The organism is Candidatus Phyllobacterium onerii (assembly GCF_028331445.1).
In the GTDB taxonomy this organism is placed as follows: Bacteria; Pseudomonadota; Alphaproteobacteria; order Rhizobiales; family Rhizobiaceae; genus Phyllobacterium; species Phyllobacterium onerii.
Genome location: NZ_JAQMHX010000007.1, coordinates 312,556 through 339,148, shown reverse-complemented (window position 1 = coordinate 339,148; position 26,593 = coordinate 312,556). Strand labels below are relative to the sequence as shown.

Annotated in this window: 29 protein-coding genes; 12 read left to right on the top strand and 17 right to left on the bottom strand. The window is 58.9% G+C overall.

The genetic code is table 11. From position 1 onward, the window contains the following. Positions 1–68 precede the first annotated feature (68 nt). The gene (locus PHA01_RS18305) at positions 69–698 is read right to left on the bottom strand and encodes a TetR/AcrR family transcriptional regulator (protein ID WP_271897805.1); all 630 of its coding nucleotides are present in this window, start codon (positions 696–698) and stop codon (positions 69–71) included. 61 nt (positions 699–759) lie between these two features. On the opposite strand from PHA01_RS18305, the gene PHA01_RS18300 reads away from it, so the two are divergent. Together PHA01_RS18300 and PHA01_RS18295 are read left to right on the top strand one after the other, a co-directional pair. Continuing rightward, positions 760–3,342 carry a phosphoenolpyruvate synthase gene (locus PHA01_RS18300; protein WP_271897804.1) on the top strand — a complete coding sequence of 861 codons (2,583 nt, stop codon included), beginning with the start codon at positions 760–762 and terminating at the stop codon, positions 3,340–3,342. A 203-nt stretch (positions 3,343–3,545) separates the two neighbouring features. Then, a complete protein-coding gene (locus PHA01_RS18295; RefSeq protein WP_271897803.1) occupies positions 3,546–3,896 on the top strand; it encodes a hypothetical protein in 351 nt (116 codons plus the stop codon). A gap of 46 nt (positions 3,897–3,942) precedes the next feature. Here PHA01_RS18295 and PHA01_RS18290 read toward each other — a convergent pair whose 3' ends face one another. Beyond that, on the bottom strand, positions 3,943–4,134 hold the full coding sequence (locus PHA01_RS18290) for a hypothetical protein (RefSeq protein WP_271897802.1): 192 nt from the start codon (positions 4,132–4,134) through the stop codon (positions 3,943–3,945). 187 nt (positions 4,135–4,321) lie between these two features. On the opposite strand from PHA01_RS18290, the gene zwf reads away from it, so the two are divergent. After that, complete coding sequence (gene zwf / locus PHA01_RS18285) at positions 4,322–5,779, top strand: glucose-6-phosphate dehydrogenase (protein ID WP_271897801.1); 1,458 nt, start codon at positions 4,322–4,324, stop codon at positions 5,777–5,779. A gap of 122 nt (positions 5,780–5,901) precedes the next feature. Here the strand turns inward: zwf and PHA01_RS18280 are convergent, their stop codons facing one another. The 4 genes from PHA01_RS18280 to PHA01_RS29425 form a co-directional block, all read right to left on the bottom strand. Further along, positions 5,902–6,585, bottom strand: a complete 684-nt coding sequence (locus PHA01_RS18280; RefSeq protein ID WP_271897800.1) for an aquaporin — start codon at positions 6,583–6,585, stop codon at positions 5,902–5,904. Between the two features lie 211 nt (positions 6,586–6,796). Beyond that, the gene (locus PHA01_RS18275) at positions 6,797–7,153 is read right to left on the bottom strand and encodes an ArsR/SmtB family transcription factor (RefSeq protein ID WP_271897799.1); all 357 of its coding nucleotides are present in this window, start codon (positions 7,151–7,153) and stop codon (positions 6,797–6,799) included. A gap of 19 nt (positions 7,154–7,172) precedes the next feature. Beyond that, positions 7,173–7,538: a hypothetical protein gene (locus PHA01_RS18270; RefSeq protein WP_271897798.1), complete on the bottom strand. Its 366-nt coding sequence runs from the start codon at positions 7,536–7,538 to the stop codon at positions 7,173–7,175. Further along, on the bottom strand, positions 7,535–7,738 hold the full coding sequence (locus PHA01_RS29425) for a hypothetical protein (protein WP_417020981.1): 204 nt from the start codon (positions 7,736–7,738) through the stop codon (positions 7,535–7,537). Before PHA01_RS29425 ends, PHA01_RS18270 begins: the two co-directional genes overlap by 4 nt. On the opposite strand from PHA01_RS29425, the gene PHA01_RS18265 reads away from it, so the two are divergent. The 3 genes from PHA01_RS18265 to PHA01_RS18255 all read left to right on the top strand — a co-directional run bounded on the left by PHA01_RS18265 (position 7,738) and on the right by PHA01_RS18255 (position 10,566). Continuing rightward, a complete protein-coding gene (locus PHA01_RS18265; RefSeq protein WP_271897797.1) occupies positions 7,738–8,232 on the top strand; it encodes an acyl-CoA thioesterase in 495 nt (164 codons plus the stop codon). The genes PHA01_RS29425 and PHA01_RS18265 overlap by 1 nt on opposite strands. 75 nt (positions 8,233–8,307) lie before the next feature. Then, positions 8,308–9,297, top strand: coding sequence for an AraC family transcriptional regulator (locus tag PHA01_RS18260; RefSeq protein WP_271897796.1), 990 nt, complete (start codon positions 8,308–8,310; stop codon positions 9,295–9,297). A gap of 60 nt (positions 9,298–9,357) precedes the next feature. Beyond that, positions 9,358–10,566, top strand: a complete 1,209-nt coding sequence (locus PHA01_RS18255; protein ID WP_271897795.1) for an MFS transporter — start codon at positions 9,358–9,360, stop codon at positions 10,564–10,566. A 60-nt stretch (positions 10,567–10,626) separates the two neighbouring features. Here the strand turns inward: PHA01_RS18255 and PHA01_RS18250 are convergent, their stop codons facing one another. From PHA01_RS18250 to PHA01_RS18235, 4 genes are all read right to left on the bottom strand, one after another. Then, entirely contained in the window at positions 10,627–11,202 is a 576-nt protein-coding gene (locus PHA01_RS18250) for a DUF308 domain-containing protein (protein ID WP_271897794.1), read from the bottom strand. 113 nt (positions 11,203–11,315) lie between these two features. Continuing rightward, entirely contained in the window at positions 11,316–11,945 is a 630-nt protein-coding gene (locus PHA01_RS18245) for a hypothetical protein (RefSeq protein ID WP_271897793.1), read from the bottom strand. A 74-nt stretch (positions 11,946–12,019) separates the two neighbouring features. Further along, positions 12,020–12,610 carry a TetR/AcrR family transcriptional regulator gene (locus PHA01_RS18240; RefSeq protein ID WP_271897792.1) on the bottom strand — a complete coding sequence of 197 codons (591 nt, stop codon included), beginning with the start codon at positions 12,608–12,610 and terminating at the stop codon, positions 12,020–12,022. A gap of 59 nt (positions 12,611–12,669) precedes the next feature. Next, entirely contained in the window at positions 12,670–13,497 is an 828-nt protein-coding gene (locus tag PHA01_RS18235) for an oxidoreductase (RefSeq protein WP_271897791.1), read from the bottom strand. 74 nt (positions 13,498–13,571) lie between these two features. Between PHA01_RS18235 and PHA01_RS18230 the strand changes: the two genes are divergently transcribed. Further along, positions 13,572–14,504: an AraC family transcriptional regulator gene (locus PHA01_RS18230; RefSeq protein ID WP_271897790.1), complete on the top strand. Its 933-nt coding sequence runs from the start codon at positions 13,572–13,574 to the stop codon at positions 14,502–14,504. A 59-nt stretch (positions 14,505–14,563) separates the two neighbouring features. Here PHA01_RS18230 and PHA01_RS18225 read toward each other — a convergent pair whose 3' ends face one another. Both PHA01_RS18225 and PHA01_RS18220 read right to left on the bottom strand, forming a co-directional pair. Continuing rightward, positions 14,564–15,025, bottom strand: coding sequence for a DUF4126 domain-containing protein (locus PHA01_RS18225; RefSeq protein ID WP_271897789.1), 462 nt, complete (start codon positions 15,023–15,025; stop codon positions 14,564–14,566). Positions 15,026–15,163: 138 nt separating this feature from the next. Then, complete coding sequence (locus PHA01_RS18220; RefSeq protein ID WP_417020980.1) at positions 15,164–16,165, bottom strand: GlxA family transcriptional regulator; 1,002 nt, start codon at positions 16,163–16,165, stop codon at positions 15,164–15,166. 109 nt (positions 16,166–16,274) lie between these two features. Here PHA01_RS18220 and PHA01_RS18215 point away from each other — a divergent pair, with 109 nt between their 5' ends. From PHA01_RS18215 to PHA01_RS18205, 3 genes are all read left to right on the top strand, one after another. Continuing rightward, positions 16,275–16,916, top strand: coding sequence for an HD domain-containing protein (locus tag PHA01_RS18215; RefSeq protein WP_271897787.1), 642 nt, complete (start codon positions 16,275–16,277; stop codon positions 16,914–16,916). Between the two features lie 87 nt (positions 16,917–17,003). Further along, on the top strand, positions 17,004–17,204 hold the full coding sequence (locus PHA01_RS18210) for a hypothetical protein (RefSeq protein WP_114429761.1): 201 nt from the start codon (positions 17,004–17,006) through the stop codon (positions 17,202–17,204). A gap of 112 nt (positions 17,205–17,316) precedes the next feature. Continuing rightward, positions 17,317–19,305, top strand: a complete 1,989-nt coding sequence (locus tag PHA01_RS18205) for a putative bifunctional diguanylate cyclase/phosphodiesterase (protein ID WP_271897786.1) — start codon at positions 17,317–17,319, stop codon at positions 19,303–19,305. 12 nt (positions 19,306–19,317) lie between these two features. Here PHA01_RS18205 and PHA01_RS18200 read toward each other — a convergent pair whose 3' ends face one another. Continuing rightward, positions 19,318–19,704 carry a hypothetical protein gene (locus PHA01_RS18200; protein ID WP_271897785.1) on the bottom strand — a complete coding sequence of 129 codons (387 nt, stop codon included), beginning with the start codon at positions 19,702–19,704 and terminating at the stop codon, positions 19,318–19,320. Between the two features lie 75 nt (positions 19,705–19,779). Beyond that, positions 19,780–20,190, bottom strand: a complete 411-nt coding sequence (locus tag PHA01_RS18195; RefSeq protein ID WP_271897784.1) for a MarR family winged helix-turn-helix transcriptional regulator — start codon at positions 20,188–20,190, stop codon at positions 19,780–19,782. A 151-nt stretch (positions 20,191–20,341) separates the two neighbouring features. Between PHA01_RS18195 and PHA01_RS18190 the strand changes: the two genes are divergently transcribed. Next, a complete protein-coding gene (locus tag PHA01_RS18190) occupies positions 20,342–20,572 on the top strand; it encodes a helix-turn-helix domain-containing protein (protein WP_271897782.1) in 231 nt (76 codons plus the stop codon). Between the two features lie 225 nt (positions 20,573–20,797). Here the strand turns inward: PHA01_RS18190 and PHA01_RS18185 are convergent, their stop codons facing one another. From PHA01_RS18185 to PHA01_RS18175, 3 genes are all read right to left on the bottom strand, one after another. Next, entirely contained in the window at positions 20,798–21,775 is a 978-nt protein-coding gene (locus tag PHA01_RS18185; protein WP_271897781.1) for a DUF2971 domain-containing protein, read from the bottom strand. A gap of 76 nt (positions 21,776–21,851) precedes the next feature. Then, entirely contained in the window at positions 21,852–22,901 is a 1,050-nt protein-coding gene (locus PHA01_RS18180; RefSeq protein ID WP_271897780.1) for a calcium-binding protein, read from the bottom strand. A 68-nt stretch (positions 22,902–22,969) separates the two neighbouring features. After that, positions 22,970–24,457, bottom strand: a complete 1,488-nt coding sequence (locus PHA01_RS18175; RefSeq protein WP_271897779.1) for a calcium-binding protein — start codon at positions 24,455–24,457, stop codon at positions 22,970–22,972. A 609-nt stretch (positions 24,458–25,066) separates the two neighbouring features. Between PHA01_RS18175 and PHA01_RS18170 the strand changes: the two genes are divergently transcribed. After that, the gene (locus tag PHA01_RS18170) at positions 25,067–26,593 is read left to right on the top strand and encodes a UxaA family hydrolase (RefSeq protein ID WP_271897778.1); all 1,527 of its coding nucleotides are present in this window, start codon (positions 25,067–25,069) and stop codon (positions 26,591–26,593) included.

The window sequence follows — 26,593 nt, the reverse complement described above, 5'->3', positions numbered from 1 at the left end:
ATGCTCCTGCGGTTATGGGGGGAATAGGTGTAGGTTTTGCCAAGAATTTTTTAGCCGCGATTGGATCGCTAGTTAGGAATCACCTGGGATGGGGGCCCTCGTGGGGCGCAAAGCCCGTCGATGTAGAAATCAAGATGTCTGTGAGCGAGCGCGCGCTCCTCGCTTGACGGCAAGCCAACGGGCAATGGTCGCGCAAACCGGATCAAGGCGAAGACGATGTCGCGCTCGGAAAGATCGCTGCGGACTGAACCCTCCTGCACTGCGCGTCCGACGATAGACTTCATGAGCGCGGTCGCGCGGTCGAGAAGATCTGGCCAATATCGGTTTTCTAGGAGTGGGCGAATAATATTCACCACTCCGATACCGCTATCGAGTGCCATATGCATGTATTGGCGGAGCACGTCGACGCCATCTGGCACAGTTTCGACCAAGTCCTCTCCGGCACTGATGGTCTTTTCCAATACGTGACGGACGGCGGCGTGAAGAAGGGACTGCTGATCCGGGAAGTGCCTGTATAGAGTTCCTATGCCGAGGCCGGCACGTTCGGCAACAGCGTCGCGCGGGGGCTCGCCGCCAATTTCCATAACCAATTCGACAGTGACTTCGATCAGCCGTTGTCGATTCTTCTGCGCATCAGCCCGCACCGCGAGACATCTCCCTTGAGCCCCTGCAATCGCCTTCGACCTTGACGTTGCCATAAACGGAGATTATTCCTCCGCTTAGATCTTTTGTCAACTTGGCGGCGATGCAAGGAAGCTCATGGAATTCACTGTCGGCTTGCAAGAAATCAATCGTGGCCAAATCTCGCTAGTCGGTGGAAAGGCTGTAAACCTCGGCGAACTCACAAAGGTCGATGGCATCATCGTCCCGACCGGATTCTGCGTCACGACGCACGCCTTCGTTGCGTCGATGGCGCAGTCGCCCGACGTTGCCGCTGCCGTGGACAGACTTGATGCCCTGCCCGCTGGAAACGGAGCCGCAACTGCCCAACTGGCCGCAAGCATCCGGCGGCTGATCGAGCAGGCGACGGTTGCCGGCGCCATCGTGGAATCGATTTCCGAGGTCGTGCACAAGGATGCTGGAAATGTGGCCTGGGCGGTTCGCTCGAGTGCGACGGCCGAGGATATGCCAACCGCATCCTTTGCTGGCCAGCACGAGAGCTATCTTAACCTGCGTGGTGTCGACGCCATTCTAGACGCCGTCCGCCGTTGCTGGGCTTCGCTATTCAGTGACCGCGCGATGATCTACCGCCAACGGTACGGCATTGAGCACCGTAGCAGCAAGATGGCCGTCATCGTGCAACACATGGTGCCGGCAGACGCTTCGGGTGTGATGTTCACCGCCGACCCGGTGTCAAGCGACAGGTCGATCGTCGCGATCGAAGCCTGTGCAGGGACCGGAGAGGCGCTTGTCTCAGGAGCCGTTGTTCCCCAAGGACTCAAGCTTCGCGACGGGGAGATCATCGGGGCGACGGGCGACGGGCACGCTATCCTGAGCAATGACAAGGCCCGCGAACTCGCCGGCATCGGTCGACGCATCGAAGCGCACTTCGGTTCGCCGCAGGACATCGAGTGGTGCCTTTTCGATGATGCGGTTTTGATCGTTCAAAGCAGGCCGATCACCACGTTGTTCCCGATCCCGCCCCGGGATGACAGCGAACGGCATGTCTATCTGTCGGTCGGCCATCAGCAAATGATGACTGATGCGATCAGGCCACTCGGCTTGTCTGTCTGGCAAATGCTTGCAGCCCGTCCGATGCATGAAGCCGGCGGCCAACTATTTGTAGATATTACCGAGCAACTCGCTTCTCCCGCCAATCGCGCGGCGCTGATGGCTGCTCTCAACCGGGATCCGCTTATTCGCAGCGCGGTCGAAGAGCTCCTCGCTCGCGGCTTCGTGGCCGACCTCGGGGACCAGGACGCGAGCTCCGGCTCGCCGATGCCCGCGCCGCCGCGAGCCATGGGCGACATCTCGCCCGAAGAGAATTTGGATCCCGCGATCGTCGCCGATCTCATCGCGCAGAGTGAGATCGCTGTCACTGACGCAAAGCAAAGCCTCGAAACGAAATCCGGCAACGAGCTGTTCGACTTCATTGCTGACGATCTTGCTGCGCTCAAACGGCAATTGGCCAATCCCGTAAGCATGCAGGCCCTGATGACCGGCGTCAACGCGACTTGGTGGCTGAATGACCACCTCTATGAGTGGCTTGGCGAAACGGGCATCGCCGACGTGCTCTCGCAATCGGTCGACAACAACATCACTTCCCGGATGGGCCTAGACCTTCTCGACGTCGCCGACGCGATCCGACCTCACGCCGACGCGGTTTCATTTCTGCGGCGAGTGGACGCGAGCGCCTCACTTGCGGATTTGGCGCAGGTAAACGGCGGCATAGAGACACTTGAGGCGATCAACGGTTACCTTGTCAAATATGGCATGCGCTGTGCCGGAGAGATCGACATAACCCGGACGCGTTGGAGAGAACAGCCCGCGGTCCTCGTGCCGATGATCCTGGCCAACATCGATCGGTTTCAACCCGGAGAAGCAGAGCGGCGGTTCGAAGCCGGCCTGACGCGAGCGAACGCCGCCGAAGAAGATGTCCTGCGTCAACTTCGTGCGCTTCCTGATGGAGCTGTCAAGGCGGCGAAGACCAAAGACGCGATCGAGCGTATGCGAGCCTTCATCGGCTATCGCGAATATCCAAAATATGGCTGGGTCTGCCGGATCGACCTTCACAAGCAAGCGATGCTGAGAGAGGCACAGCGGCTGGTCGACCGTGCCGTGCTCGACCGCGTCGACGACATTTTCTACCTCCGTTTCGACGAACTGCGCGAGGTTGTTCGGACGCAGCGAGCCGACCGCGATCTCATCATCGCGCGCCGTGCCGAGTTTGCGGTTCACGTACGGCTCGCACCGCCACGGGTGCTGACGTCGGACGGCGAGCTGATCTTTGGTCGCATCGAACGGGATGACCTGCCGACGAACGCGCTATCAGGGTTAGCCGTTTCCGCCGGGAGCGTCGAAGGCCGCGCCCGGGTCGTCGCAGACGCAGCCACGCCCGATATCGAGGCTGGCGACATTCTCGTGACTGCATATACGGACCCGAGCTGGACGCCGCTGTTTCTGACCGTGACCGGCCTTGTGACCGAAGCCGGCGGACAAATGAGCCATGGCGCGGTCATCGCGCGCGAATACGGGCTCCCCGCGATCGTAGCGGTTCGGGACGCAACCCGACGCATTCGGGACGGTCAAAGGATCCGCGTTGATGGGACCAACGGCTTGGTCACCATTTTGCCGGAGACGCTGTCCGAGGCGGAGGGCGCGCACGGGCGGCTCCAGGACTAGTGTGGCTGTACTTCCGCTTCCCCGCATAGCTTCTTGCAAGCGGTCATCGTTTATTCCCTCGATTGAGGCCGCTTTGCGCAAGCGGACTTCCCGATCTGATGCAAATGAGCGGCGGGGACCCAAACGGTGCAAATGCTGAGTGACTTCGGCCAGTAGAGAGGCTAGGCTAGAATACCACTCTGCCAGCACGAAGAGCGCGCCGCATGCCCCGCTTTCTAGCCGTCTACACCATGAAGCCCGAAGACCTCGCCCGCTTTCGCAGCCTGCCCAAGCCGGAGCAGGACGCGATCGACACCGTCGGGTTCAAGCAGTGGGTGGACTGGGAGGCGAGGAACGCCGCATCGTTACCCGATCGTGGCGGCATGGTCGGCAAGACGACGCGCGTGACAAAGGAGGGCATCGCCGGCGCCGTGAATCCCTTCTGCGGCTACATCGTCGTTGAGGCCGAGACCATCGAGGACGCCGCCAGTCTCTTTGAAAACCACCCGCATTTTTCTGTCTTTCCAGGAGACGGCGTGGACATCATGCCCTTCCTCACCGAACCCGCTTCCTAGCCCTTCGTCTGAGTCGCCGACCCTCTGCCTCGCGCCGTCATAATTGTCAGCGAGCCACCGATCGCTGGTACTGCAAGCGGACATGACCCAGTACAACACGCGTCGCAGTTGCGCCGATAACGGTCGTGCAGCCGAGTTTGCCAACGAGCGGTGTCGACGTCGCTGGTGGTGTTTCGCTAGTTGGTGGGACGGAAACCGTGGCTTCCATCGATTGTCTTGGCGTGGCGCGATTCGCCATCGCGCCCCTGCTCCGGATTGATTGGGCGCCTGAGGGATGGAGAAACCCGTAAATCCTTGATCGACTGGGTAATTCATGTCTCTATTCAGCCTTCGATCGGGTGAGGCATGCTGCGGGGCCTCAAGCATCAGGGCAGCCCGTCACGCAGGTGCAGGGCTGGGCAACAGCAGAAAGTGGAACGGACACTGTGCAAAAGAATTTCACTCGGGTCGGACCCGGCTATCCGCAGGTCGTCGTCCTCTTCGGTGCAACAGGCGATCTCTCCCGACGCAAGCTGCTGCCGGGCCTTTTCCATCTCATCAAGGCTGGCTTTATCCCCGGGTGCCGCATCGTCGGTGTCTCGCTTGATGAGATCGATGCCGACGGTTTCCGCGCCATCGCACGCGAGTCGCTCAGCAAGTTCCTAACCCGCAAATTCACCGAGACCGAATGGGAAGATTTCTCCTCATCGCTTGACTATGTCTCGCTTTCTGCCGGCGCGGACTTGCTGAAGGAAGCGGTGAACAGGGCAGAGGAGGCGCTTGGGCCGGAAACGCGGCGCGTGCATTATCTCTCCGTGCCGCCGAGGGCGGCGCTTTCGGCCGTGCAGCTCCTTGCTGAGGCGAAACTCGTTGAGGGTTGCCGCATCATTATGGAAAAGCCGTTCGGCACGGACCTTGCCAGTGCGATGGAACTGAACAAGAAACTGCACGAGGTTTTCCACGAAAAGCAGATTTTCCGTATCGACCACTTCCTCGGCAAGGAACCGGCGCAAAACATCCTCGCTTTCCGCTTCGCCAACGGACTCTTCGAACCAATCTGGAACCGCAACTTCATCAACCATGTGCAGATCGACGTTCCGGAGACGCTGGGGCTTTCCACTCGCGCGGCCTTCTACGAGACGACGGGCGCCTATCGCGACATGGTGGTGACCCACCTCTTTCAGATCCTGGCCTTTATGGCGATGGAGCCGCCCACGGCCTTGGAGCCGGCGCCGATCTCGGAGGAAAAGAACAAAGTGTTCCGCTCCATGCTGCCAATTGAGCCACGCAATGTTGTGCGCGGCCAATACATCGGCTACCGCAATGAGCCGGGAGTTGATCCGGAGAGTGACACCGATACGTTCATCGCCCTCAAATGTGCCATCGACAATTGGCGCTGGGCGGGCGTGCCCTTCTTCCTGCGCACGGGAAAACGTCTTGCAGAGGGCCAGCGCATCATCTCGATCGCCTTCCGAGAGCCACCCAAATCGATGTTCCCGGCCGGCTCGGGCGTTGGGGCGCAAGGACCGGACCACCTCACGTTCGACCTTGCGGATGCCTCAAAGGTCTCGCTGTCCTTCTATGGCAAGCGACCCGGCCCAGGCTTCAGGCTCGATAAGCTGTCGTTGCAGTTCGCAATGAGCGAAACCGGTCTGATCGGCGAAGTGCTCGAGGCCTACGAGCGCCTAATCCTCGACGCCATGCGTGGCGATCACACGCTGTTTACCACCGCCGAGGGCATAGAGCGGCTTTGGGAGATCTCGCAACCCCTCTTGGAAAACCCGCCGCCGGTGCGCCTCTATGATCAGGGCGGCTGGGGGCCGAAATCGATCCACCAGCTCATCGCACCTCATGCCTGGCGCCTACCGTTCGAGCGGGCTTGGCGAGATCCGGCGAAGGAGTAGTCGGCGGACTTGTCAAGATTTCCAGGCGACAAGAATGTCAGATGGGGTGAGTGTCCATCGCATCAAGCAATTGCTCAGTTGTCAGCGACGCATCATCCGGATCGCAAATAGTGACGTTCAGATCATTGTCCTTTTGATTGGCTAAGTGGCTCGGTCGCCAACATCCAATTGGCTAGTGCCATTGCAAGCAATGCACCGACTAGCTCCGCAATGATAAAGCCGGGTAGATCAAGCGGACGGATACCGGCGAAGGTGTCCGAGAGGGACCGTGCAATAGCGACGGCTGGATTGGCGAACGAAGTTGAGGCGGTGAACCAGTAGGCGGCCGTGATGTACAGTCCAACCAGCCAACCGATTGCATCCGGCCGAAATCGAAGGCCAGCAAGGATGGTGAATATCAGGCCAAAGGCGGCGACAACTTCTGCGATCCATTGCCCGCTACCGGTGCGAACGGTCCTTGAAACCTCGATAATTGGAAGCTCAAACATGGCATGCGCCATGAACGATCCGACAATACCCCCCAGTATCTGCATGGCGATATAGAAGAGCGCGGCAATAGGCTCGATATCCCTTCGCAGCGCGAAGACCATCGTGACCGCTGGATTGAAGTGCGCGCCCGAGACAGGCCCCAGAATAGTGATTAGGACGACAAGGATAGCGCCAGTGGGGATGGTGTTGCCGAGCAGCGAAAGCGCCACATCGTTGGTCAGTCGGTCGGCCATGATTCCCGAACCGACGACCGCGGCAACAAGTATTGCCGTGCCGAGTGCTTCTGCCGCGAGGCGGCGGGCTAGGTCTGGTACCACGCCACTAACCCACCTTCGACAGATTGCGGCCAATTTCGTCGGACCCGAGCGCGACACTGACGACGCTGCGCAAGGCCACCCTAACCGCGAGATAGTGTTCGAAGATGGACATGGCTCTTCCTTAAATGGAACCTTCCGTGTTCAATATCGATTCTGCCAGGATCGAGCGCGCCGAGTTCCGGTGCAGAGAAAGAGAACATTGTAGACGCGATCATGCATTGAGGTTCTCCTTGGGCGGGCAGCATGGGACGATGTCGGCAAGCAATGGTGCACAAATGTCGGGATGGCCCGCGCAGCAATCCCTCAAAAGATAGTTGATGGCTTCCCGCAGGTTTTCGAAGTTGGCATGATAGATGATGGAACGGCTTTGCCGCTCAGACGAGATCAACCCCGCCCGAGACAGGATCGTGAGATGGGTTGACATGGTATTTTGCGGAACATCGAGGATGCGCGACACCTCTCCCGCCGCGATACCATTTGGCTCGTGCATGACGATGAGCTTATAGGCATCCATACGTGTTGGCTGTGCGATAGCCGAAAAGGCCGCAATGGTTTTATCTTTTTCCATATATCTGGATTTACAGATATCAACTCATATCGTCAAGTGTACCAACGGCGCCGTTCAGCTGTTGCCTTGCGTCGGCCGTGTTGCTGTCGATGCCGATCCGGACATGGTCGTCGGCGCCGCCCGTCGCTATGTTGGCCCGCTTCACCCCATCGTTAGCGATGTTACGGTCGGCGTCGCCATCGAGATGCACCCAGGCATCGACGAAGTTCGAAATCCTGAGCGCCGAGCCGGTAAAATCGGAAATTTCGATGTTCTTGATCGTGTTCCAGATCCGGTTCAACGCGATATCGAGGCTGTCGTCATCCTGCCAGTCGATGCTGATGGCCGGCGCCCCGGTGTCGGGATCGTTGCCAACCTGAGTGTCGGGTAACTCTACCAGGTTCATCCGGGTGTCGCCCGATGCGGAATCAAAGCTGCCCTCTGCGGTCTGGTTGAGCCTGCTTTGGCTATGGTGCCGAGACTTTTCTCTTCAATCGTGGACAGGCCACCGCGCACGTTTTCATAACCGGGATTGTTGTAAAGAAGGTCTACGCCGAGAGCGGATAGCTGATACCAATTGATTGCTGAAACAACGGAGGCGCACAATGGATGATGGCACCGATACAAGTCGTATAGAAATGGTCGTGCTTATGACACCCGACATGGCCAACTTCAGTGGCAAAGTCCATGGCGGCGCCCTGCTCAATCTCCTGGACCGCGTCGCCTTCTCCTGTGCATCGCGCTTCTCGAAGCAATACGCTGTCACGTTGTCGGTTGATCAGGTCGTGTTCCGGCAGCCCATCATGGTCGGTGAATTGGTGACCTTTCGTGCCTCGATCAACAACGCCGGTCGTACCTCCATGGAAGTCGGCATTCGGGTTGAGGCCGAAGATATCCGCACCGGCTCGCGTCGACACACGAACTCCTGCTATTTCACAATGGTGGCCGTGGATGCGGATGGCAAGCCAACTGCAGTACCGCCATATATTCCAGCGACAGAGATCGCGCAGCAACGCTTGCGAGCCGCAGAAGCAAGGCGAAGCTTGCGGCGGGAATTCGAGACACGCTTCAGGGAGGCTGGCTCTGAAACGGCAGCCTGAGCCGAATGCGCGGAAGCTGCGAGAAACAAACCTCCTCTACTTGCCTGTCGGACGCTCGGCATATATATTGACAGAATGCTTGACCATTCGTCCCGACCGTCTACGCCGCCACATATGCCGATGGATGCGCTGAGCGAAGTCCTGCAGGACTTTCGCTTGAGTGGCGTCAACTATGGCCGCTGCGAGCTCCGACACCCATGGAGCATCGCCTTTCCGCAACAACCGCTGCTTCGTTTTCACTTTGTCAGCCAGGGTCCATGCTGGATAAATACAGAAGCGCAAGGCTGGCAGGAGTTGCACGACGGCGATCTGGTGCTGCTGCCGCAAGGCATCGCCCATCGCCTGGCCAGCGCGCCGGATGTTGCGGGTGATTCGCTCAAGGGTTGCCAGGTGACCAAGTTGGGGAGCAACGTTTGCGAAGTGGTACAGGAGGGAACGGGCGCGACCAGCACCCTTTTCTGTGGCTCCATGTCCTTGGGCGCCTGTGCGCTCAACCCCTTGATCACTTTGATGCCGCCAATCATCAAAGGCTGCGACGTGGCCGGCAATGACCCGATCGTCGGTCCCTTGCTGGCGGCCATGACGACGGAGGCCACACAACCGCAGATGGGTAGCGCCACCATCTTGTCCCGTATGGCGGACCTGCTCACAGCGCGGCTCATCCGGTGCTGGGTCAATTGCACCGGAGCCTCGACCACCGGCTGGCTCGCCGCCATCCGCGATCCCCATATCGGCCGCGCCCTCGCAGCCATGCACCGGGACCCCGGCCACAACTGGACACTCGAAAGCCTCGCAGGCCTCGCAGGCCAATCGCGCTCGATTTTCGCCGAGCGCTTCAGCGCTGTTTTAGGGGAGGGCGCCGCACGCTATCTCGCCCGTCTGCGCATGCAGCTTGCCCGCGATTTGCTGGGGCAAAGCGGCATGTCGGTTGCCGAGGTCGCCACCCGCTTGGGCTATGAATCCGAGGCATCCTTCGCTCGCGCGTTCAAACGGATCACCAATGTCTCGCCTGGCGTTGTGCGCCGCACAATTTCCGGACGAATGGACATGGATTTCGGATTTTAGGACACATATCATCCGGAAAGACTCGTCTATCAATATCTCCAAACCCTTGGAGATACTTCAATGACGGACACAACATTACAACTTGATGGCGAGGTCATAGCGCTCGATGCCGCTGCGCCAGCCGAATGGAGCACGGCCACCTGGTTCGCGGTCCTGTCAATGGCGTCCGCCAGCTTTGCGCTGGTATCAGCAGAGTTCCTGCCGGCAGGTCTGTTGACGCCCATGGCGCGCGATCTCGGCATCAGCGAGGGAACGGCCGGACAGGTCGTCACCGCCACCGCGTCCGTCGGCGCTGTGACGGCCTTGTTGAGCAATGTTCTTATCGGCCGCTTGAACCGCAAGACGGTGCTGGTTGGTCTCAGTGCCCTGGCGATCGGCTCCAACATTCTTGCGGCGCTAGCGACCGATTTCTGGCTGTTGCTGTTAGGTCGGGCCGGGTTGGGCATAGCCCTCAGCGCTTTCTGGGCGCTTTCAGTTGCCGTCGTAGCGCGGCTGGTTGGCGCCAATGCGACGGGTCGTGGCATGGCTATCGTCACCCTCGGCGTCTCGCTCGCCACCATTGCCGCACCGTCGATGGGCGCGTTGATCAGCGACTGGCTGGGCTGGCGCAGCGCCATGGCCATGACAGCCGGACTGGCCGCGCTTGCCATGCTGCTGCAGTTTCTCAGCCTTCCGACCTTGCCCGCAACCACAAGCAACAGTCTTGCCGATGTCCTCCGGCTGACACGGCGGCGTGGTATCCAGCTCGGCATGCTTGCTATCTTTTTGCTGATGACGGGGCATTTTGCCGGCTCGGTCTATGTGCGCCCCTTCCTCGAACACGTGACGCTCCTTGCAACCGGGCCGATTGCCTTGGCGCTCCTCGGGTTTGGCATCGCCGCTGTGGTCGGCAATATAGCCGGCGGACGCATGGCCGACGCCAATATCCGCATGGCCCTCGTGGTTACCGCCGCATTAATGGCGTTTGCTGCGCTCGCTTTGGTGCTTTGGGGCGCGCATATCGGCGTTGCCTTTGGCTTCGCTACGCTCTGGGGCTTCGCCTTCGGGATGGCGCCGGTGGTGCTGCCGACCAATCTGTCCCGCGCGGCGCCTGACGCGCTTGAGGCGGCGGGCAGCTTGATGGTCGCCTCTTTCCAGGTCGCCATCACGATCGGCGCGGTTGTCGGCGGTTATGTCGTGGACACCTATGGCGCCACGGGCCCCTTGACCCTTACCGCCATCCTTGCTGCATCGACAGTCGTCCTGGCGCTGCTACAGCCTCGCAGCTGATCTTTGCTCCTGAGCACCAGAGAGAGCGAACAAGCTGGAGAACGCTCTCTCCCCGCCAGGTCAGGCGGTCTTCCGCCGCATGTGGCTGACGCTTCGCCATACTGCCGATACGAGGAAATAGAAGGCGCCGAGGCTGGCATACCCCGCAATATTGGCGATGGAAGGCGGTTCTGGCATCCGCGCCTGAGCAATGAAGAATACGCCCGCCACGGCGGATTGGCCGCCGCTGAGGATCATCGCCCACTGGCCGCCACTCGTCCTCCAGCGGCGAAGGGCCGTGCCAAGCTGCAAGAGACCCGAGAAGATGGCCCAGAGGCCAAAAGCGCCCAGAACCCAATTCATGCTCATTGTGAGCGCGACAACAACGGCGACCGTCATGACGGAACTGACTGCGACATTGATTGCCTGTGTTCGGCTGTTACCCAGTCCGCCATTGCGCGATGCATCGACGAAATTGGCCGCGGCGTCCCAGGCAGGGTAGATGATCAGCAGGGCGGCGGCGATGGAAGCCGATTGCTGGCCGATAGTCAAAGCAGCTGCGACCCAGACGGCAGAAAACCCTGCTCGCGTGAAATAGTATCGCGTCAGCCACTGCTCCTTCTCGCGAGATGCGACGGTCGTTTGGTAGTGTGTCATGGAGATATCTTTCCAATTGTTGTGGGCATGAAACGGCTGCCCGGCGCGCTCGTATGCGCGTAGCAATCGCCGGTCGAACCGGTGGGGCACCAGAGCAACCGGCGACGCGTGACTCACATGGGCGGAACCACACCATTCTTCCCGACAAGGACCTGGTGGGCGATGGTGCCGGTTGCAGCCGTCTCGGCAGGTACGAAGACGATAGCGCCGGGAACGAGATCATCCTTGGTCGCCGGAGCAAAGGTCACGACAGGCGTGCCGTCCGGTATGGAGATCTTCTTTTCCTTGCCGTGATAGGAAACGGTGACCGTCCGGCTATCAACGTCCTTGACTGCATTTGCCACGGTAGCATTGGTCATGCTGCTGTCGGGTTTAAGGTCCCAACCATAGCTGCCCTCACCTGCACCTTTCAGTGCCGGCGGGAAGATGAGCACTTCAAGCGCGCCGTCACCACCGCCTTGTTTCGGCAGAGATGCGATCCCGACAAAGTCGCCGGGCTTGATGTCAGTGACCTTTGCGTTTGCCACGCTGGAAACTTTCCAGTCGTCGGCAAGGGCGACATCGACGGTCTCTCCTTCGCGCGTCTTCACCTTGAGCGTGGACGCGCTGTAGCTGACGATGCTGCCCCTGATATGGACTTGCTGGGCCTTTTTATCTTCGGCATGCACAGGCGACGCTAGAATAGCCATCGATGCGATACCAGATAGCCCCAGTGCGAGAGCGGGGAGAATATTCTTCATCATTTTGACCTTCCTACTGGTTGGTAGTTTCACTAGTTAGAGCAGTCACTCCGGGGGTTTGGTTCCGCCCGAAGCTTTTATTGAGCGACCGTCGGAGACAGTCGCTGCAAGGTGGGCGCCAGAATGGCGGGGAACACTTCCGGCGTTCCGTAGGCCCGCGCTGAAAGCATGGCTCCGTGGACAGACGCCATGAACGCCTCAGCCTCAACGCGAGGTTGGCTTGACAGATTCAAAGCTCCCTCCCTGGAGCCTCGTTCCATGACTGAAGTCAGCCATGCCGAGAGAAAACGGAAGAAAGCCTTCACCTCCCCCGCGACTTCCGGCGGCAACGCGGGCAGCTCACTTGCCAGCAGAGCGCACACGCAAAAAGGCCTGCTTGCGTCCTCAATGCAATTGGCCCAGTGGGCTGCATAGGCTTTGAGGAGCTCGAGCGGGTCCTGCACGTTATGCTCAAGAGCCGCTATACCCACCTCGGCATCTTCACGATACCGCTCTACAAGCGTGCGGACCAAATCGACCTTGCTCGGGAAATGGTGATGGATGCTGGCCTTGCGAATGCCGACGACTCCAGCAATATCGGCATAACTGAAGCCGTTATATCCCCCGCTCATAATCAGTGTTCGCGCGGAAGTCAGGATTTCGTCGGATGTCGTCAAAAGATTGCTCATACCACTGTCTACCTTCTGGTAGGGAGGCTGTCAAGCGGAATGGCAGAACTCCGGCGCCGTCACCCATCGGTCGAGACGGTGACCGACTTCCACGCCTCGATTTCTTGCTGGAGGCGCTCGATTCTATCCGACACATGCTTGAGGGCATCGCTGCCGAGCAAAAGCTGCGGTGGAGGATTATCGGACTCGACCAGGCCTAGAACGGCGGCCGCCAGTTTGTCTGGGTCACCGAGTTGCTTGCCGGTTTTCGCCTGCCGTGCCTCGCGTATCGGATCGAAAAGGGCATCGTAGTCGGCGATTGATCTCTCCGTGCGGACCATCGATCGTCCGGCCCAATCCGTCCGGAAGGAGCCGGGGCAGAGGGCAGTCACGCGGACACCGAACGGGGCCATTTCCGAGCGCATCACTTCCGATATGCCCTGAAGCGCGAACTTGCTACCGCAATAGTATGCAATGCCGGGCATGGTGATCATGCCGCCCATCGAAGTGACGTTGACGATGAAACCACTGCGCCGCGCACGAAATCTCGGAAGAAATGCCTTGGCAACCGCAACCGCGCCGAAGACGTTCACGTCGAACTGTCGGCGCATCTCTTCAATTGGCGACTCTTCAAGTACCCCTTCGTGGCCGTAACCGGCATTGTTGATCAGCACGTCAACCGGTCCATGCTCGTCTTCCGCCTGTCTGACGATATCCGGCATCCTATCGAATTCTGTTACGTCGCAGAGAACTGGTCTGACTGCAGGAAGGGCCTCGGCGAGCGCCGTGCGTGACGTCTCTGAACGGACAGTGCCAATCACTTTGTGGCCCATTTGGACGGCGGCGGACGCAATGGCGAAGCCGAAGCCAGAATTCGCTCCGGTGATGAAGAAGGTCTTTTGTGACATGATCTGCAAACTCCTTGATCAATGATAGGTTTGACAGATAATATGAGAAGAAGGGTGTTTCGATTGCGGATTCTATGAATTTATTGCCAAATCCTATCCATGCTGTATCCCAGCGATCACGGCGACGTGAGTTGGTCGAGCTCGCCGATGTCCTCGCCCCTCGTCACGGATACAATCCGACCGCGCTCGATAGCGTCCGGATACTCCGCACGGAAGCTGTGCTCCACGACACTCCGGTCCTCTACAGGCCAGGCGCGGTGTTCGTATTGCAGGGAAGCAAGCAGGGCATCCTTGAAGGCGAAACCTACCTCTACGATGAGGAACACTATCTGGCGGTTTCGGTACCCGTTCCTTTCCGGATGGAGTCAGCGGCCAGTCCGGAGCGACCACTGCTTGCGCTCTATGTCGATTTCGACATGCAGATGGCAGCCGAGATCGCCATGCAAGTGGAGATGCTCGCCGAGTTTCCGACGATCAAACCACGCGGTCTCGTGTCGAGCAGGATGGATGCCAATATCGAGGATGTTCTCATGCGACTTCTGATGGCACTTCGCAGCCCCGTTGAAGTCGCCGTCCTTGGTTCCGGCATTTTACGCGAACTGCATTACCGGGTCCTGGTTGGCCCGCAAGGCGGCGCGATGATCGCCGCCCTCCAGCAGAAAGGCACATCTGGAAAGGTCGTCCAAAGCCTCATCTGGTTGCGGGAAAACTATAGCTCCGAAATTTCGATCGCCGATCTGGCAAGAGACGTGGGCATGAGCGTTCCTTCCTACCATGTTCATTTCAAAGGCCTCACCGGCAACAGTCCAATGCAGTACGTGAAAGCGATGCGGCTCCACGAAGCAAGGTTGATGATCGCGCGCCAGAGCAGGACGATCGCAGAGGTCGCAGGTTCAGTCGGCTACGCGAGCCCGGCTCAATTCAGCCGAGACTTCAAACGGCATTTCGGACGCACAGCCTCGGAAGAAACGAAATGGGTTCGACGTCACCTTGGCGAAATTGCCTGAACATCGTGATCAGAACCGCCGGTTTTCGGCGCATTGGGCCATGACGAGTGCCATTGGCGTCACGGTAAAGCAGCGACGATCAGGAAGGCGGCAATTATCGCCACAATGTCCTCGATGATCGCGGCCGGCCGATCCTGACCAAAGCTCCTGGCAAGCCGCCCGCGAATGTCGGCGCCCGCTAGCGTGCCAACTATCGCACCGATCACACCCGCGACAGCACCGCCTAAAGCTGAGCCGCCACTGATTCCAACCGCCGCACCACACAAGGCTCCCATGACGATACGTGCACCAAATTGCACCGGCACCTTTCGGCTTGGCGTGGACGGCCGTTGGTCGGTGATCAACTCCATGATTGCCAGGGCGGTAAATATCCAGGGTGTGAATGCATAACCGAGGAATGCGAGCCAACTGTCGCCAAGATGCAGCCAACCGAGGTGAGCAGCCCAGCTGATAGCCGCCGGGGCCGTCATTGCGCGCAGACCAGCTACAATCCCGATCAGAAGTGCCAAGAGCAAGATCATTATGTTCCTTTGTCCAATCCGGTAGGCGGGGTCTATTCGATGTGAATATGACACGAACAAAGTTTGGTGCAACTCCGGCGCGCCACAGCGTTCCGCAGGCTGCCGCGCTTTTGTGTGCGCTCGTATCGACGCAGCCCCCTATCTGTTTCGAGACGTGGCGACTTTCATGTCCTCCCGTGGATATCTCTTCCGGTATTCCGCCGGTGTCACACCGACGCGCCGGACAAAGGCGCGCCGCAGAGTATCGACATCGGCAAACCCGCATCGTCCGGCAACCTGCTTCGGGGCAGCGTCTCCGCTCTCGAGCAGTTCGCGTGCGGCGGTGACACGCGCTTCCTCCACCCAGTCCCCCGGCGTCATGCCGACCTCCTGGCGGAAGAGGCGGGCGAAATGACGTGAGCTCAACCCCGTTCGCTGCGCGAGGCTTGCGACGCTATGGTCTTCGGCGGGGTTCGCGGCGACCCATCGCTGCACCTCCTGTAGCGCCGACCGGCCAACAGGCGCCGCCTCGCCTTTCCGGCTGAACTGCATCTGCCCGCCCGGCCGCTTGAAGAACATCACGAGCTGTCCCGCTACCCGCATCGCCACCTCGCGGCCGAGATCTTCCTCGACCAGAGCCAGCGCCAGATCGAGACCGGCCGTGACGCCCGCGGCCGTCCACAGGCGGTCATCGCGGATGTGGAGTGCGTAGGCGTCGACTGTCACCGCTGGAAATGCCCGGGCCAGCCGCTCGGCCACCGCCCAATGGGTCGTGGCCCGCTTTCCGTCGAGCAAGCCAGCCTGTGCCAGGAAAAACGCGCCACTGCAGACCGAACCATAGCGGCGCATGGAAGGCGTGGCGGATCGCAGCCAATCGACTACTTGGCCGTCGGCCGGCACGTCGGCTGCGTTGGGCGCTCCCGCCACCAGCAATGTATCGATCTTGAAGTCCGTGTTTTCCCCCGCGACCATGTCCGGCATCAGCCGCGCGCCCGATGAGCTTCGGATGTCGCCCGGCCGGGTGCCAAGGACGCAGAGCTCATAGACCATCCGGCCGGCCTGCACATTCGCCTCGGCAAAAACATCAAGCGGCCCCGACACATCCAGCAGTTGAACGCCGGGCACGGCCAGTATCGCAACCCTCAACGGCCCGCCCGGCATCGTCCATGTCCCTTTCTGGTTGAGAATGTCTGTATTCGTCGTAAAACAGCAATTGCAGCCAAGCTAGCGCATCTCTTAAACTTTGCCAACAGAAAGAAGGAGAAGTCCCATGACATTGACGATCGATGGGGTCAGCATCCCCGACAGCAAGCTGGCACGCGAGGTCACTGAACTTGTCCGCGACACCGCTTCGCCGTTGTTGTTTCACCATTCGAGCCGCGTCTATTATTTCGGGGCGCTCGCCGGCAAGCATCGCGGCCTCATGTTCGATCCGGAGCTGCTCTATACCGGCGCCATGTTCCACGACATGGGCCTGACCCATCAGCACAGCAGTGCGCATGAGCGATTCGAGGTCGATGGCGCCAACGCGGCGCGTGACTTTCTGCGCGGACATGGCATTGCACAGAGCGAGATCGATCTCGTCTGGACAGCCATCGCTTTGCACACGACACCCGGCATACCGCAGCACATGCACCCGGTCGTCGCGCTTGTGACCGCAGGCGTCGAGATGGATGTGCTCGGGCTGACCTATCCCGAATACAGCGATACCGAGCGGGAGACCGTCGTCCACGCCCATCCCCGCAGCGACCACTTCAAGGAGGATATCATCCAGGCCTTCTATGACGGCATCAAGCACAAGCCTGACACCACCTTCGGTAACGTCAAGGCCGATGTTCTTGCCGACAAGGACCCGCATTTCCACCGCGGCAACTTCTGCAGCGTCATCCGCGGCTCGGCGTGGAAGGCATAGCCGAGATTAAACCTGAGGTCTTTTTTGTGTGCACTTCAATGATTATGTAAGGGGTCAAATCGAAGCACATATAAAGGAGCCACGGCGATGTCCCGGCTAGACACGACCGTTCGCGTGTTCATTGTCGAGGGACGGTTGACAATAACGGCAATCAAATATCCATGCGCCAAGGACGCCTTGCACGCGGTACACAAACATCCGGTCCTGCAGGTGGAGGTCGAAGGTGAGGACATAATGCTGCCGGAGGAGTTCATGACCTATTGCGCTGACCGCGGCCTGAAAAACTGACACCCGCATGGTTGGGTGAGCCTGCCCGTTCGCAAAAGTTACCAATAATTATGCAGAAGGCGGTTAAGTTGTCTTCCGGCAACAATATTGATGCATTTCTGGCAGAGACGCGATGAGTCCCAAACAACCTGCAGAAGCGCTTGCGCTGCCCTTGCAGCATCTGATCGCCGCCGACCAGCTCCTGGCCGTGCGGCGCAGCATGCTCATTTCCGTTCCGGTCAGTATTATCCTGGGGTTGATCAGTCTGCTCGTCGCTATTCACTACGGACAAGGACTGGCAGGGTTGTTGTGGTTTGTCGCCTCAAGTCTCGTGAATGTGGCGCGTATATTTCTATGCCGGTTCCCAGTACGGCTGCTTGACCCCGCAGATCCGGTTGAGCCGAAGAACCTCGACCCGGCCTCGGTAAGACAACATCTCTTCCTGCAGTCGGCCATGGCGGCGATCTCGGGTATCGTATGGGCTTTCATCGCCGTTCTGTGTGATGGTTACACTGCGCCGCAATCGGTATTCTACCTGGTCGTCCTGTGCGGAATCACTGCGGGCGCTGTCACCGCCGGTTTTGCCTATGCGCTGATGCCGATCTGTTACATTGTCCCGGTTCTGCTGTCGGTGGCCGGATGCCTCGTTTTTGCCGGTGGTTTTGACCGGTATAGTCTGGCGGCAACGACAATAATTTATCTCGCGGCCTTGATCCGCGGTGCACGGGAAAGCCAGGGACTGTTCTGGCAGTCCAGCAGGCTGAAGAACGAGGCCACCGCCATGGCATTCTCTCTGGAAGCGGCCAGGGATCAGGCGACGCAAGCCGCTGCCAAAATGGGACATCGCGCCGCCCACGATGAACTGACCGGACTTCTCAACCGCAGCGGGTTCATGCAGGAGGTCGCGTCTTTGCCATCCGCCAGCAAGGCCGGGTTTGCGCTCATGCTTCTCGACCTCGATGGCTTCAAATCGATCAACGATGCGTTCGGTCACAAAGCGGGCGACAGGGTGCTTGTGGAAGTCGGCAGGAGGCTTCGTCAGAGTCTGAGTAACGACGTACTTGTGGCACGTCTGGGTGGAGACGAGTTTGCCGTTCTGCTCGACACGGCCAGTTATGACGAGACGCCGTCGATACTCGCCACCAAGTTGATCGCCGCAATATCCATTCCGTTCGCCACCTTCGATGCCGGCCGCATCGGCGTCAGCATTGGCGTTTGTGTATCCAGCGAACTGGACGTCGATGAGATGCTGGTCCGTGCGGATGCAGCGCTTTACAGAGCAAAGTCACAGGGTCGCAATCGACATTATGTGTTCGACGACGAATTGCGCGATCACCTCACGATGCGGCGCGATATAGAGCGCGACGTTGCCAAGGCAATGAGCAATGACGCATTGGAGGTATGGTTTCAGCCCATCTTTGGAAATGGCGGGCGCAAGATTACCGATCTGGAAGCACTCGTACGCTGGAACCACCCGCGGCACGGATGGATTCCCCCTACCGATCTGGTCGCGGTCGCATCGTTTTCCGGCCTTGCGGAACCGCTCTTCCGATACATATTGAAGGATGTCTGCGCCATGATGCAGACATTGCGCGCAATGAACCTCGGTCACCTGCGGGTGGCGATGAACATGTCTCCACGCGAGATGTCTCAACTCGCTGTGGACGACCTGATAATCGCGAAATTGCGTAAACTCGATCTGCCGGCTTCCATGCTGGAGATCGAGATCACCGAGGATACCGCAAAGGATATCAGCTCCGTGCAAGGCAAACTGGCGGCCTTGGCCAAACAAGGCGTACGCATTGCCATCGACGATTTTGGCGTCGGCTATTCGTCGATGTCATCGCTTCGGCTACTGCATGTCGACCGGATCAAGATTGACCGTTCTTTCATCTACGGCATCGCGAAATCGGTGGATGATCGCAAAGTGGTGCAATCCATTCTCGGCCTCGGCAAGTCACTCGGAATCGAGGTCGTCGCCGAAGGCGTCGAGACTGAAGCCGACCTGCGCATTCTGCGGCAACTCGGCTGCGTGACCATGCAGGGTCATTATTTTGCAAAGCCCATGCCGCATCACGAAGCGATCGACTGGATCAACCAGTCCAGATCGCTCGTGCAGTAATGCGGTACCCCGCTAGTTCAACAGTGCCGGATCTGTCTCCACCTCGATCCGGTCCGCCACGCGCCGGATAAGCAGTGCAGGCTGTTTCTCCCCGACGGCAACCGGGATCGAGATCGAATGGGACTGGCCCGGCTGCAGCACCGCGGAGAACCTTACGACCGCGTGATTTCCGGTCTCGGAACTGACCGCTGCGTTCTTCGTATCGACTGTTGTCACGACATGCCAGCCATCGGCCTGGCTGACCCAGTAGGTTACGGCGGACGTGTCACTACCAAGGGTCGTAACGACGGCGTGCCCTTCTTCCACATTGCGATCTGGTTCGGTGGCCTGAACCGGCGATGTTGCTGCGATCATGCCATACAGGACGGCACTGCCAGCGATTTTCAAATATCCAGTCATTTTCTGTCTCCTATGTGTTGTAACATTATGTGCATATGCACACTATCTGGCACGCATTTTAGCCTCTTGGGCATTCTAGGTGCTGCGTGTCATCTCGAAAAAATCATGCCGCCATTGCGCGGCTCGTTCGGACCCTACCTGGGCTTCGAATTCCTGCTGGGCCTTTTGCCATAACGGCTTGGCCTCCTGAACCTTGCTCTGACCCGGTTCGGTCAGTGACAGCACCAGCTTTCGTGGCTCATCCAGCGCCGGTTCCGTCTTCAGCCAGCCATCACGCTGCATTGGTTTGATGGCCCGTACCAGTGACGTCCTGTCCATGACCATTGCCCGCGCAAGCTCGCTCATCGTCATACCCGGTCTCTCACTCAGCAACACCAATATCGAGAACTGGGTGGTCGTCACGTGCGCTGCTGCAAGGTGTCGCTCGTAAAGCCTCGTAATGTAACGAGCAGCACGTCTCGTCGCGAACCCATTGCAGGCGTCCATGGATGATGTCTCATTCATGAAGGCAGTATAACTGTGCATATGCACTATGTCAAGGCCATCCCGATATTGAAGTCTGCTGCGTCGGCTTGGGAACCAAATATGAGCCCGTGCATTTCGGGAGACCGAAACCTGCCAGATCCGGAGATCCGCCATGGTCGACACGATTGATACGACGGCTTCAGCCATCGCTGCCAGCGCAAATCTGGTGAAAATGATCAGGCAAAAATTCAACTACACTGTCGAGGACCTAGCCATCGCCTGCGGTCTGACCGTGGATGAACTCAATGGCATCGAGATGGGTGAGAATGCCGAGCCGGGGAAATTGCATCGCATTGCCCATTCCGTTGGCCTTCCGGACGATATTGCCGGCGCTGCCCATTAGGTCAGTCACCGTAGTCCGACTGGTCATCGTCCTGGACCGGCGGCCGGTCATCGATCTCGGACTGATAAGCGAGAACAACAATAGCGAAGATTGCCAGAACTATGGTTAGGTCGTGCATCTGACTATCCTCCTTACGCGAAAATAGCACCCTCGGTTCGAACGCCCTGAGGTTGCGTTCAGTCTAGAATTTTCTTTGGTCAAAAAGGAGGCTAGAGCAAGTTTTGTTTATCCCATTGCCTTCGCACGCACTGGCATCCCCGATATGACAACCTTCGACGTGGGATCGTCGATCTTTCTCTGTGCCAATTTCGCAATGATCGCATCACGGACCGGTCCGGCATAGGCGGTTGGGCCAATGATGACGCGGTCGATGAGTTCGGGCAGCTCTATACCCATCACATTGTCGGCGGGGCTGTTTTTCAGCGGCATCCGGTAGACCGTCTGCGGAATTCCACCGATGACGTCATGGTGTTCGATTAGCTGGGGCGATGGCCAGAGTTGCGGATTGGTCAAAACACGCCATTCGCGCTCGTCGCCCAGTCCCGGATGTTTGGAGCAGGTCGCCGCGAAGACCAGCATCAGGAACAGCATTTCAATCAGTGCGGGTTTCGGTAGTTTCGACAGGAAATCCTTGTTGGCAGACACACGCTGGGTAACGACCTTGAACTCGTCGTCGAGTTGGTGCCGCGTCCAGTATGCCACCGGGCTCGAATAGGCTTTAAGGGCCTCCGTCACCTGCATGAAAGGCGCGACCTTGACGACGACGGCGATCCCGGTCTCGCCTTTTTCGTAGGCCCGCCACAACGCCAGCCGGCCGGTGTCATTTTCAGCGGGATCATGTTCGGCGACCGAAAGGACATAGGATTGGGTGCGTAGGCTCGGCAACGCCTGGTAGTATTTCTTGATTGCCTCACTCCAAACCCCTGGACTGCTGGCTTCGAGCGCTTTCGCCAGGGGCTCGCTGTTTTCCCCATCATTGTTCCACTGGTGCAGCTGCATGACCCCCTGTTCGACATCGCGATAATCGTTCATGCATCGCGTGTTTCGAAACTGTATTTCCTCCTGATCGAGAATGCGAAACAGGTTTTCGGCCGTGGTGTAGTGGACGAAGCGGGAATGTCCCTTGATGGCCAGGCGCCTGTCAAAAGTGGTTGGCATGAAGATGCTGAGCATCTTGACTACGTTAGGGTCCCAGTCTTCCAAAAATTCGTCCTCGACTCAAAATCACAAGATGTTCAAATGCGCACTGTTGGTAATGAAACTCAAGATTCGTTCCGCCTCACATGATGAAATCATTCACGGTCCAGTCATGGTCAAAATCGCCAACCACTGCGACAACCAGATCCGCATCGCCATCGCCGTCGGTATCTCCTTCCAGGTGGAGATAATCCTTGGGGTACACATTGTCCGGCACCACCATCCGCAATTCACCTGCACTGCCGGTAAAATCGCCGTTGCGGATGAAATGGAAATCCTGCTTGCCGTCGATGGTCGTATCCGCATCTATCGGCGAAACGTCGATCCTGTCGCCCTCCGCCGAGCTGAAGACGCCTATCGTATCGCCGTAAGCCTGTCCTTCGTGCTCCTGATCGCCATGTTCGGCATAAAGAAATCGAAAAGTATCCGCTCCGCCGTTGCCAATGAGAATGTCGAACCCAGCTCCGCCGGTCAGGATATTGTCCTTGTCATCGCCCTCAAGAGAGTCGGCGTATTGGCTGCCGGTCAGATTCTCGACATTCGACAGTATGTCCCCGGACATCTCGCCCGTCATCAGGCTCACCCATGCCCCGCCATCGCCGAGCGTGTAGTCTACGGTATCAATGCCATCACCACCGTCGATATGATTGCCTGAGCCGACGCCACCGATGAACAGATCATCGCCAGCACCGCCAGCCATGACGTCATCGCCTTTGCCACCGTTAATGAAATCGTTTCCCTCACCGCCGGCAAGGCAATCATTGCCCTCGCCGCCCTCGAGAACATCGTTGCCAGAGCCGCCGTTCAGGCGATCCTCGCCTGCTCCGCCGTCGAGGGTGTCGTAATTATCGCCGCCGCGAAGCCAGTCATCGCCGTCTCCACCAAGCAGGTGATCGGGACCAGCGCCGCCGTCCAGCCAGTCTGTCCCGGCTCCGCCGATGAGCGTGTCGGCTCCGGCGCCACCGCTAAGCCGGTCTTCGCCCGCGCCGCCGTCGACGACATCATTGTCGTCGCCACCATAGAGCCAGTCATCGCCGCTTCCGCCGAAGATATGGTCGTTGCCTCCAGCCCCGTCGATCCAGTCGGTGCCAGCGGTCCCAATGAAATGATCCGGACCATCAGTGCCTTTCAACGGCCCTCCGGCCAGCAGCGACCCGCCGCTGGCTCCTAGGCGATCGTTTCCGGCTCCCTCCTTATTCATCACATCACGAAGTCATGAACCGACAGTCCGTCCTCGACATGACCTGAGACCTCGGCGATCAGGTCGGCGATACCATCGCCATTCATGTCGCCCTCGACCAGCCAATGGTCGATGGCCGTGCCACCTGAATCGCCCTGCGGGGCATGGAAAACCCGCAATTCGCCAGCAACGCCGGAGAAGTCGCTTTCGCCGATGAAATGGAAATCCTGATCGCCCGACGTGCTCGTGTCGGCATCGACCCGGCTGAGATCGATCCTGTCGCCTTCGCTGGCGTTGAAATCGGCGATCAAGGTCACGGCGCTGTGTCCGCCCTGGGTTTGGAAACCGGTTTCGATCTGACCGAAGATGAACGTGTCGGCACCGGTCCCACCCGCAAGGATATCGGATCCCGGGCCACCTATGAGCTGATCATCACCGGCGCCACCGTTCAGCGTGTCGTTGCCGGCGCCGCCATCGAGCGTATCGTTGTTGTCGCCGCCGCGCAGGAAATCATCGCCGGAACCACCAAGGAGATGGTCGGCGCCCGTGCCACCGTCCAGCCAGTCCCTGCCTGAACCGCCGACAAGCGTGTCGTCGCCAGCCCCGCCGTTCAGCCGATCCTCGCCCATGCCACCATCGAGCGTGTCATTGCCATCGCCGCCATAGAGCCAGTCCTGTCCCGACCCGCCTTCCAGCCGGTCGTCGCCGGCTCCGCCATCCATCCAGTCGCTGCCTTGGCCGCCAGCGACGTAGTCGGTACCCGTACCGCCGTTCAGGCGGTCATCACCGGAGCCGCCGTTCAGCGCGTCGTCGCCGGCGCCGCCAATAAGCGTATCATTGCCGCGGCCGCCATCGAGCAAATCGTTGCCTTCGCCGCCATCGAGATAATCGGCACCGTTGCCGCCATCGAGCCAATCTGTGCCGGCACCGCCAAGAAGGTGATCATCGCCATTGCCGCCATCAAGGCGATCCTCGCCCGCACCGCCATTGAGCGTATCGTCGCCGTCCCGACCATACAGATAGTCCTCGCCGTCACCGCCGAGGAGCGTGTCATCGCCGGTTCCACCATCGAGCCAGTCGGTGCCTGCGCCGCCAACCAGCGTGTCATTGCCTGCACCGCCGGAGAGACCGTCATTGCCATCCAGGCCGACGAGCACATTGTCACCGGCATCGCCGGAGAGCTTGTCGTCAAAGGCCGAACCCACGAGATTCTCGAAACCGACGGCAAGTCGGTCGCCCTCGGCGTCACCGCCCCACGTGCCGAGCGCACCGGATCCATCGAGGCCGCCAAGGTGCACCATCACACCTTCGGACGAACCGACATAGGCCAGCGTATCGATGCCTTCATAACCGAAGAGCAGATCGCTGCCGGCCTTGCCCTGGATAAAGTCGTTGCCGCTGCCCCCGAACAAAATGTCGGGTCCGTCGCCACCGGTGAGTATCTGGTCCAGGCCGTTTTCCGGATGGATATTGAGGAGGTCGAGCAAGGAATTGTTCAGCGCCATCATGGCCCCCATTTTGAGACAGTTGGAAACGTATTTATTGAGCTATATTTGGATATAGAACTAAATTTGGTATTTCATGCAAATGAATTTTTCATAACGAAGTATCGCAGAATATAATGGGAATATACTTCAAAATTCGAATTAAATTATGCTTCTGGTTATTGGTGTTCTGGATGTACGATCCCTCGCTGAAGGGACTGGAAAAAACGATATCGGAAGAGGTGCCGTACCGGGCGTTGCGGTTCGCACTGGCAAAAATTCCACGCAACACCGATGATTGCGGACTACAGATTCCCGATGGAAATTTTTTCGAGCGCAAGTTCTCGAATAGTATCCATGTTTTGCGCAAGAAAGTCCGAAAGTGGGACAAGACTTGGCGATTCTCATGCAAGAATGTGCGAAACTGGCGCAAGAATTTCAGCCGGCGCGTGTAATTTGGTTGCAAGCGGTTGATCTTTCGTCCGCTGGAATCGTCCGATCGCGTTGAGGAACACCTGAGATCGAAAGATTCCGACCCACCAGCCTTGCAACACGCTGCAATAGGTTCATCTTGCCACATTGCAACTGACGTCGGATCTAATTAATATATTAATTGACCAGTTGGAGAATTCGATGGACACGCTTACCGCTCCCCGGCACTTGCGCCTTCACGCCAGCGACAATGTGATTGTTGCTGTCGATACGTTTCAGGTGGGCCAAAAAATCGAAGCGGTGACCGTGGCAAGCCGCGTTCCACGCGGGCACAAGCTCGCTTCCCGCTTGATTGCAGCGGGTGAACCTGTGCGCAAGTTCGGCCAGATCATCGGCTCCGCTTCCAAGCGGATCGAGGCCGGCGAATGGGTGCATGAACACAATCTCGACTACAGCAATTTTGTTCGCGAACCGGATGCAACGCACGCGGCCCACTCAAGCGGCATTTTGCCGATGGAGCAGCGCGCAACGTTCGAAGGTTTCCGCCGGGCCAATGGCCGCGCCGGGACACGCAACTATATCGGCGTTCTGACCTCTGTGAACTGTTCTGCTTCCGTCGCGCGCTTTATCGCAGAGGCGGTGCAGAAATCCGGTCTGCTCGACGAATATCCGATGATCGACGGCATCATTCCGCTGGTGCATGGCGGCGGCTGTGCACTCGACGTCAAAGGCGAAGGCTACGAAGTCCTCAAGCGCACCCAGTGGGGCTATGCGTCCAATCCGAACATCGCCGCCGTGCTGATGGTTGGTCTGGGTTGCGAAGGTTTCCAGATCGGCCGCTGGAAAGAAGCCTATAATATCGTCGAAAGTGACACGTTCCGCAGCCTGACGATCCAGGAAGTCGGTGGTACGCGCAAAACTATGGAGGCAGGCATTGCTGCCGTGCGCGACATGCTGCCGACCGCCGCGAATGTGAAGCGGGAGACCATTCCGGCATCAGAACTCATGCTCGCTTTGCAGTGTGGCGGTTCCGACGGCTATTCCGGCATCACCGCCAATCCGGCGCTCGGCGCTGCCGTCGACCTTCTGGTACAGCAGGGCGGCACTGCGATCCTTTCGGAAACACCGGAGATTTACGGAGCCGAGCATCTGCTCATCGAGCGCGCTTCGAACCCCGAAGCTGTCGATCGCCTGCAATCGATCATCGCCTGGTGGGAGGATTATACGGCCCGCAACAAGATGGAAATGAACAATAATCCCTCGCCCGGAAACAAGGCTGGCGGCTTGACCACAATTCTGGAAAAGTCCCTCGGGGCCGTGGCCAAATCCGGCACGACACCGCTTGAAGCGGTTTATGGTTATGCCGAGCCCGTCACCGCGCATGGTCTCGTTTTCATGGACACGCCCGGCTATGATCCGGTTTCAGCAACGGGACAGGTCGCGGGCGGTGCCAACATCCTCGCCTTCACCACAGGGCGCGGCTCGGCCTATGGCTGCAAGCCGACGCCGTCGATCAAGCTTGCCACCAATACGCCGATGTACACCCAGATGATCGAGGACATGGACATCAATTGCGGCGATGTGCTCGACGGCGTGTCGATCGAGGACAAGGGCAAAGAGATTTTCGAGCATATTCTCAAGATCGCCTCGGGCCAGCGCAGCAAATCCGAAGAACTCGGCTATGGCGATGCAGAATTCGTGCCATGGCAGATCGGCGCCACGATGTAA

What these genes read in the sequence shown, in the direction of transcription:
- PHA01_RS18175 (WP_271897779.1), bottom strand. Translation starts at nt 24,457, where the DNA reads ATGATGGCGCTGAACAATTCCTTGCTCGACCTCCTCAATATCCATCCG.
- PHA01_RS18230 (WP_271897790.1), top strand. Translation starts at nt 13,572, where the DNA reads ATGAATTTATTGCCAAATCCTATCCATGCTGTATCCCAGCGATCACGG.
- PHA01_RS18295 (WP_271897803.1), top strand. Translation starts at nt 3,546, where the DNA reads ATGCCCCGCTTTCTAGCCGTCTACACCATGAAGCCCGAAGACCTCGCC.
- PHA01_RS18210 (WP_114429761.1), top strand. Translation starts at nt 17,004, where the DNA reads ATGTCCCGGCTAGACACGACCGTTCGCGTGTTCATTGTCGAGGGACGG.
- PHA01_RS18200 (WP_271897785.1), bottom strand. Translation starts at nt 19,704, where the DNA reads ATGACTGGATATTTGAAAATCGCTGGCAGTGCCGTCCTGTATGGCATG.
- PHA01_RS18270 (WP_271897798.1), bottom strand. Translation starts at nt 7,538, where the DNA reads ATGAACCTGGTAGAGTTACCCGACACTCAGGTTGGCAACGATCCCGAC.
- PHA01_RS18245 (WP_271897793.1), bottom strand. Translation starts at nt 11,945, where the DNA reads ATGATGAAGAATATTCTCCCCGCTCTCGCACTGGGGCTATCTGGTATC.
- PHA01_RS18255 (WP_271897795.1), top strand. Translation starts at nt 9,358, where the DNA reads ATGACGGACACAACATTACAACTTGATGGCGAGGTCATAGCGCTCGAT.
- PHA01_RS18215 (WP_271897787.1), top strand. Translation starts at nt 16,275, where the DNA reads ATGACATTGACGATCGATGGGGTCAGCATCCCCGACAGCAAGCTGGCA.
- PHA01_RS18190 (WP_271897782.1), top strand. Translation starts at nt 20,342, where the DNA reads ATGGTCGACACGATTGATACGACGGCTTCAGCCATCGCTGCCAGCGCA.
- PHA01_RS18170 (WP_271897778.1), top strand. Translation starts at nt 25,067, where the DNA reads ATGGACACGCTTACCGCTCCCCGGCACTTGCGCCTTCACGCCAGCGAC.
- PHA01_RS18260 (WP_271897796.1), top strand. Translation starts at nt 8,308, where the DNA reads ATGCTTGACCATTCGTCCCGACCGTCTACGCCGCCACATATGCCGATG.
- PHA01_RS18265 (WP_271897797.1), top strand. Translation starts at nt 7,738, where the DNA reads ATGGATGATGGCACCGATACAAGTCGTATAGAAATGGTCGTGCTTATG.
- PHA01_RS18250 (WP_271897794.1), bottom strand. Translation starts at nt 11,202, where the DNA reads ATGACACACTACCAAACGACCGTCGCATCTCGCGAGAAGGAGCAGTGG.
- PHA01_RS18300 (WP_271897804.1), top strand. Translation starts at nt 760, where the DNA reads ATGGAATTCACTGTCGGCTTGCAAGAAATCAATCGTGGCCAAATCTCG.
- PHA01_RS18205 (WP_271897786.1), top strand. Translation starts at nt 17,317, where the DNA reads ATGAGTCCCAAACAACCTGCAGAAGCGCTTGCGCTGCCCTTGCAGCAT.
- PHA01_RS18275 (WP_271897799.1), bottom strand. Translation starts at nt 7,153, where the DNA reads ATGGAAAAAGATAAAACCATTGCGGCCTTTTCGGCTATCGCACAGCCA.
- PHA01_RS18225 (WP_271897789.1), bottom strand. Translation starts at nt 15,025, where the DNA reads ATGATCTTGCTCTTGGCACTTCTGATCGGGATTGTAGCTGGTCTGCGC.
- PHA01_RS18195 (WP_271897784.1), bottom strand. Translation starts at nt 20,190, where the DNA reads ATGGACGCCTGCAATGGGTTCGCGACGAGACGTGCTGCTCGTTACATT.
- PHA01_RS18290 (WP_271897802.1), bottom strand. Translation starts at nt 4,134, where the DNA reads ATGGCGAATCGCGCCACGCCAAGACAATCGATGGAAGCCACGGTTTCC.
- PHA01_RS18220 (WP_417020980.1), bottom strand. Translation starts at nt 16,165, where the DNA reads ATGCCGGGCGGGCCGTTGAGGGTTGCGATACTGGCCGTGCCCGGCGTT.
- PHA01_RS18240 (WP_271897792.1), bottom strand. Translation starts at nt 12,610, where the DNA reads ATGAGCAATCTTTTGACGACATCCGACGAAATCCTGACTTCCGCGCGA.
- PHA01_RS18305 (WP_271897805.1), bottom strand. Translation starts at nt 698, where the DNA reads ATGGCAACGTCAAGGTCGAAGGCGATTGCAGGGGCTCAAGGGAGATGT.
- PHA01_RS18235 (WP_271897791.1), bottom strand. Translation starts at nt 13,497, where the DNA reads ATGTCACAAAAGACCTTCTTCATCACCGGAGCGAATTCTGGCTTCGGC.